6 protein-coding genes, 1 tRNA gene and 1 pseudogene are annotated in these 5,722 nt (G+C 35.7%); 5 read left to right on the top strand and 3 right to left on the bottom strand.

The features are described 5' to 3' along the window. Positions 1 to 498, bottom strand: a 498-nt coding sequence (locus tag Q0505_RS07760; protein ID WP_299210965.1) for a M15 family metallopeptidase, incomplete at its 3' end; no start/stop codon positions are given. After that, positions 495 to 1,436: a GNAT family N-acetyltransferase gene (locus Q0505_RS07755; protein WP_299210961.1), complete on the bottom strand. Its 942-nt coding sequence runs from the start codon at positions 1,434 to 1,436 to the stop codon at positions 495 to 497. The genes Q0505_RS07755 and Q0505_RS07760, both read right to left, overlap by 4 nt. Before the next feature lie 338 nt (positions 1,437 to 1,774). Here Q0505_RS07755 and Q0505_RS07750 point away from each other — a divergent pair. After that, positions 1,775 to 1,847 (top strand) — tRNA-Gly (locus tag Q0505_RS07750). Between the two features lie 65 nt (positions 1,848 to 1,912). On the opposite strand, the gene pepE is transcribed toward Q0505_RS07750, so the two are convergent. Beyond that, a complete protein-coding gene (gene pepE, locus Q0505_RS07745; RefSeq protein WP_299210958.1) occupies positions 1,913 to 2,617 on the bottom strand; it encodes a dipeptidase PepE in 705 nt (234 codons plus the stop codon). Between the two features lie 112 nt (positions 2,618 to 2,729). On the opposite strand from pepE, the gene Q0505_RS07740 reads away from it, so the two are divergent. The 4 genes and pseudogenes from Q0505_RS07740 to Q0505_RS07725 all read left to right on the top strand — a co-directional run. Continuing rightward, a complete protein-coding gene (locus tag Q0505_RS07740; protein WP_299210955.1) occupies positions 2,730 to 3,524 on the top strand; it encodes a hypothetical protein in 795 nt (264 codons plus the stop codon). Next, complete coding sequence (locus tag Q0505_RS07735) at positions 3,517 to 4,302, top strand: hypothetical protein (protein WP_299210952.1); 786 nt, start codon at positions 3,517 to 3,519, stop codon at positions 4,300 to 4,302. Before Q0505_RS07740 ends, Q0505_RS07735 begins: the two co-directional genes overlap by 8 nt. Before the next feature lie 315 nt (positions 4,303 to 4,617). Further along, complete coding sequence (locus Q0505_RS07730) at positions 4,618 to 5,067, top strand: DUF6702 family protein (RefSeq protein ID WP_299210949.1); 450 nt, start codon at positions 4,618 to 4,620, stop codon at positions 5,065 to 5,067. Positions 5,068 to 5,127: 60 nt separating this feature from the next. After that, positions 5,128 to 5,722: pseudogene (locus Q0505_RS07725) on the top strand (M1 family peptidase); the annotation flags it as partial.

Raw genomic sequence — 5,722 nt, 5'->3', positions numbered from 1 at the left:
TGCATGAACATCCATCCATTCTTTAAATTTACAAAAAGGGCCAGTACCATAAAATTTTGAAGGCACCAGCACGTCTCCTGTTACCTTTGGCGTGCCATCTATTAAATCAATATCAGTACCCCAATGGTGTCTGGAGGTTCCTGGAATGGTAGAGTATTCTATGATCTTTTGAATAGCATTGGTAGGGGAGAGTCCGCTTTCGCGAAAGCGGTTATACTTACGTTCCCAAATCCTATTTTGATGTGCATAATCTCTATAACTAGAAATCACTTTGATTTGAATATTATCTTTTAAAGCGGCTTTTTTTAATTGTTCAAAAGCTATAGCGGCTTCTGGGCGGAGTTTATAATCGATTCCAGAAGTTAAAATGGGTTTTCCTTTTCCTAATAAATCCTCTTCTGAAATTTGAGCATCCGTAATAGCTGCATAAGCTACGGAGGGAAGCGTAACGGCAAGACCTCCTACAAGCGCAGTTTTTGTAAACGTTCTACGATTCATAACAATTCTTTTTTCATTAAAAAGTGCGGACCTACCAATGGAATATCAAATTCAGAACCAACCGTCACATATCCTAAGTTTTTATAAAAAGAAACAGCTGCAATTCTGGCATTAAACCAAAGTAAGGTACATCCTTTTGTTTGAAGCATATTTTCTCCTTTTTTTAATAGTAGTTCTGCAATTCCTTTTTTACGATATTCAGGTAATACCGCCATGCCTCTTAATCTATGCTGTTTTCCAGTAAAATAATCTTTTTCATCTTCCATAAATGATGCCACTCCTACAATAGTGTCACGATGGTACATACCTACGTGAAAGGTAGAGGGTTTTTCATCGGCTTCCATATAGACATCTTCAAGAGGTCTCCCTTTACGGAGAACAGGATGACGAACAGGCCAAGTCTCTTCGGCTGTAATTTGTTTTAAGGTATATTCAGGATTATCTATTCGATATAGTTTTGCTGAGATTCCGTCATAATCAAAATCTTTTACAAAAAGCATCTCACATTTTTTAATAACCGCATGAGAAGCTGCATTGTCTACGTGCGCGTGCGCCACTAAAAAAGGATATTTTAAGGTATGAAATGCATAATGTATCACTGCTTTTGCGCTTTCTGTAGCATATCCTTGCCCCCAATAACATCTGTAAAAACGAAATCCAATATCTACAACACGTTCCTCAGGATGATACTTTAACCCACACCATCCTAAAAAAGCATCGTCTGATGTACGTATGACTGCCCAACGACCAATGCCTGTTGTTACGTAAGCATCATAAGTTTCTATAAATCTATGAGCAGCATCTTGATTTGCAAAAGGAGTATCTCCCGTATACTTTATCACCTTAGGATCGGCATTCATCTGAAAAAAATGAAGTCCATCACCTGTCTGGAATGGACGCAAAAGGAGTCTATCGGTTTTTACAATAGTAGTGTTCACTAGGTTGCTATCTTTTGGTTTAAAAATAGAAAGAAAGTAGAACGTAGCCTAACAAAAAAGAAAGTGCGTTTCTTGTTATGGTTTTATAATAATGATTTAAGTCAGGAACTAAAACTTTAATCTAATTAATTTGGGATAAACTTTTGCAAGTTGATAAAAATGTATATTTTTGCCACCGCTTAACCAGCAAAGAAATCCAGTTGGTAGAGTGTCAGCCTTCCAAGCTGAATGTCGTCACGCTTGTAGCGTGATCTCCCACTTAAGTAGTAGTGGGCAGTTTTTTAAAATATTGAAAATACCTTTAATTTTGTATTTATTATGATGCAAAATTATAAAACGCGGGAGTAGCTCAGTTGGTAGAGCGTCAGCCTTCCAAGCTGAATGTCGCCGGTTCGAACCCGGTCTCCCGCTCTAAGAGCCTCATAGAAATATGGGGTTTTTTTTATGGTAGTATGTGCTTTCGCGAAAGCGTACCCTTAAAAATCTAAAACACTTCCTTCTTCAATTTCATAAGGATTTTTGTCTTTTTCAAATACGCGAGCAGTCGGCGCTCCTTTAAGGGTAATTGTTTTATCTTGAACGTCTAGCCAACTTCCTTCGCGTAAGCCTACTACGGGAATTTGATTATACGCATGAAACTCTTTAATCCTCATCTCACGAGTTTCTCCCATGTGTGTACTCCCAGTAATAGGATCTAAATAATGCGGATTAATATTAAAAGGGATGACTCCTAATGTTTTAAAACTAGGTGGATAGACAATAGGCATATCATTAGTCGTCTGCATCGTAAGACCACAGATATTACTGCCTGCACTCGTACCTAAATAGGGAGTGCCTTCAAATATTTTTTTTCTAAGGGTTGGGAGAACTTCTGTTTTATATAATTGATGTACGAGTACAAATGTATTGCCGCCTCCTGTAAATATCCCTTCAGCATTTTCAATGGCTTCTATAGGATTTTTAAATGTATGTAATCCTATGATTGTTTTTCCAATCTTATGAAATGCTTTGGCTGCTATTTCTGTGTATTGATCATGGGAGATACCTCCTGGCCGTGCGTATGGTATAAAAATAATAGTGCTTGCGGTCTCATACAAAATTTTCAATGCGGGTAATAAGTATTCTAAATAACCACTGCCATGTATGGTTGAGGTACTCGCTATAATCAATTTTTTAGGCATGGGATTTGATTTTTTTAAAAGTAACTAATCATCTTCAATTAACAAAAGTTTATAGGCGTATTAAGTTTTTCATGGCATACGAAAATGTTTCTTTGAAATAGCTAAATAACCTATGTATAAAACACTACTTCTTTTTCTATTATTAAGTGCTACTGCCTTTTCTCAAGAAACGATTGTTTTGAGAGGAGAAGTGCTTAATGACTCTATAGAAAAGGCTTCTCTTACGGTGGTAAATATCTCGCTTAGAAAAGGAGCGATTACTAATGAAGCAGGAATTTTTGAAATTCCTGTGCGTGTTTCTGATACCATTAATATCAGTGCTGTACAGTATGATTCTAAACAGTTTGTAGTGACTCAAAAGATGTATGACCGTAAAACAATGTCTTTATATTTAGTGCCCAAGATTAACGAACTAGACGAAGTCAAAATCAGTAATATGGATCTTACAGGATACTTGCGTAGAGATATTTTAAATACACCTCTTGAAAAAACAATCACCGCTGCAAGTCTTGGACTACCTGTAAATGCGCATCCCCCATTTACGCCAGAAGAACGCAGAGTCTACAGCGCAAGTGGAAAAGGAGCTGGGGCATTTGGATCATTAATCATGGCGATAAACGGACAAGCTAAAAGTTACAAAAAGCAACTAGAGGTCATGCGCTTTCAAATGAAAGTGGAGAAAGCACGTGAAAAATTTTCTGATACCCTTTATATGAAATCTCTCAATATACCCGAAAATCTCATTGAAGATTTTGTATTTTTTGTTTTTGAAGAGAAAAAAATAGAAGGAAAAGACGACGCTGAAAATGTGATGGATTTATTAGAATATATGCTCACGAAATCCAAAAAATACGTAGCTTTAAAACAAAAAGAAAGAGCACTTCTTAAGAATAAAAAAGATGAATAAAATTATAAAATTTAGTATTGCCTGCCTCTTTTTAATAAGCTCAGGGTTGTACGCTCAAAAATCTATACAACTAGAAGGACAAGTCCTTAACGATACCATTGATAAGGCGCAACTTACTGTTGTTAATATTTCTCTAAAGAAGGGAACCGTAACAGATCCCAATGGTTTGTTTACGATTGAAGCACGCCTAAATGATACGATTAACATCAGTGCGGTTCAATATGAGTCTAGACAGTTTGTTGTCAATCAAACCATGTTTAACCGTAAAAAAATATCGTTGTACCTTATTCCTAAAATCAATGAATTAGCTCCTGTAGAGATTAGTAATATTGATCTTACGGGTGATTTGAATAAAGATATTCGGTCAACTAAATTTAAAAAAGAAGTATCTGCAAAAGAACTCGGCATTCCAGAAAATACAGCGCCTAAACGGACTATAGAAGAACGAAGGTATTATACGGCGGTCACGAGTGGGGCAGGTATTCCTCTTGACGGACTCATCAACTCTATTACGGGGCGACTTAAAATGCTTAAAAAACATATAGAAGTATCACGATTTGAAAAACTAGTACAAGAAAGTCGGTATCGGATCTCAGATACGGTCTATATGAAAAATTTAAATATACCAGAAGAACTTATTGAAGACTTTGTATACTACGTTTTTGAAGACAAAAAAGCGAAAGAACTGGTAGATGCAAACAACGCACTCGGACTTTTGGAATTTATGATGCGTAAATCAAAACCCTATGTGGCGTTAAAAGAAAGCGAAAAAGAATAACGGCATATTTTTTGAAAACAAAATCATATACTTTTGTTTAACCCAAATTATACAATAGAAAATCTATTATAACTTGAAGATGCTTCAAAATATACCATTATAGTACGTTTTTAAGTTTAACCATAGCGGTGCTATACTAAAACTCAGAAAGCGTTATATTTTATTGCTTCTTTAAGTCTCATTACGAAGTTCTATTACGTAATTCAGGTTTAATTCATTAACAGTACGCTTTCGCGAAAGCGCACTCAATCCTAAAAAATGAGGAAAATAGTCATACTCGCATCAGTAGCCTGTTTGTTTTTATGTACATCTTTTATGATACATAAATATTATTTAAGTGTAACCGATATTGCTTACAATAAAGAAGAAGCCTCGCTACAAATCATTACACGTCTCTTTTATGATGATTTGGAAGAAGTATTGCGTGAGCGTTATAGTGAAGATGTTACAGTAGATGCTACTGCAGATCAAGAAGCGCTTGATATGTATATTAAAAAGTACTTAAACGCTAAGATTAAAATCACTGTCGACGGAGAAGAGAAAACCCTTTCCTATCTCGGAAAAGAATATGATGATGATTTTGTAGTTTGTTACATTGAAATAACAGGAATTCTGTCCATTCAAACACTAGAAATAGAGAATACCATACTCATGGATGCATTTACCGAACAAAAGAATATGATACACACAGATATTCTTGGAAAAAAGAAAAGTCTATTATTGGTAGATGGCAATGCCAAAGCTGTGTTAAACTTTTCAGAATAGATTTCTAAAAAAGTCGAGGTTTGGCTATTTTAGACCTCTAATTAAATCACAACAAAAAATATGATTCGTTTTAAGTACGCATTATGCGCAATTCTATTTCTATGTGTTTCTGTAGGATATGCTCAAGAAGAAGAGCGCCAAGGAGGTCATGAAAATGAAAATAAATTTAGACAACTCTATAATGAAATGTCTACTCCAAACTCCTATCGTACTGCTTCAGGAGCTCCAGGGCATGAATATTATCAAAATGAAGCTGATTATAAAATGAAAATCCAGTTAGATGACGCCAATAAGCGTATCACAGGATTTGAAACGATTACTTATAGAAATAACTCACCAGACGACCTTACCTATCTATGGGTGCAATTAGATCAGAATATAAGAGCAAAAGACTCCCCAGCTAAAGATAAAAACGGAGACGGTATAGGAGCTGTCAGTCAACCAGGTGCTTTTGTATCTTCATATATGACAGAAGGATTTGATGGAGGTTTTAATGTAAACAGTGTTACTGAAAGCGGAAAGCCTTTGAAGCATACCATAAACTTCACAATGATGCGTATAGATTTGCCACAGGTATTAAAGTCTGGAGACTCCTTTGAGTTTTCTATTCAATGGGATTATAATATTCCAGATCACACGGTAGATAGAGCACGTT

This window comes from uncultured Dokdonia sp. (assembly GCF_937910895.1).
In the GTDB taxonomy this organism is placed as follows: domain Bacteria; phylum Bacteroidota; class Bacteroidia; order Flavobacteriales; family Flavobacteriaceae; genus Dokdonia.
The sequence above is the reverse complement of the archived record's forward strand: the minus strand, read 5'-3'. Positions and strand labels throughout refer to the sequence as shown.

Coding starts and splice junctions, on each gene's coding strand:
- Q0505_RS07740 (WP_299210955.1), top strand. CDS start 2,730: ATGTATAAAACACTACTTCTTTTTCTATTATTAAGTGCTACTGCCTTT.
- pepE (WP_299210958.1), bottom strand. CDS start 2,617: ATGCCTAAAAAATTGATTATAGCGAGTACCTCAACCATACATGGCAGT.
- Q0505_RS07730 (WP_299210949.1), top strand. CDS start 4,618: ATGATACATAAATATTATTTAAGTGTAACCGATATTGCTTACAATAAA.
- Q0505_RS07735 (WP_299210952.1), top strand. CDS start 3,517: ATGAATAAAATTATAAAATTTAGTATTGCCTGCCTCTTTTTAATAAGC.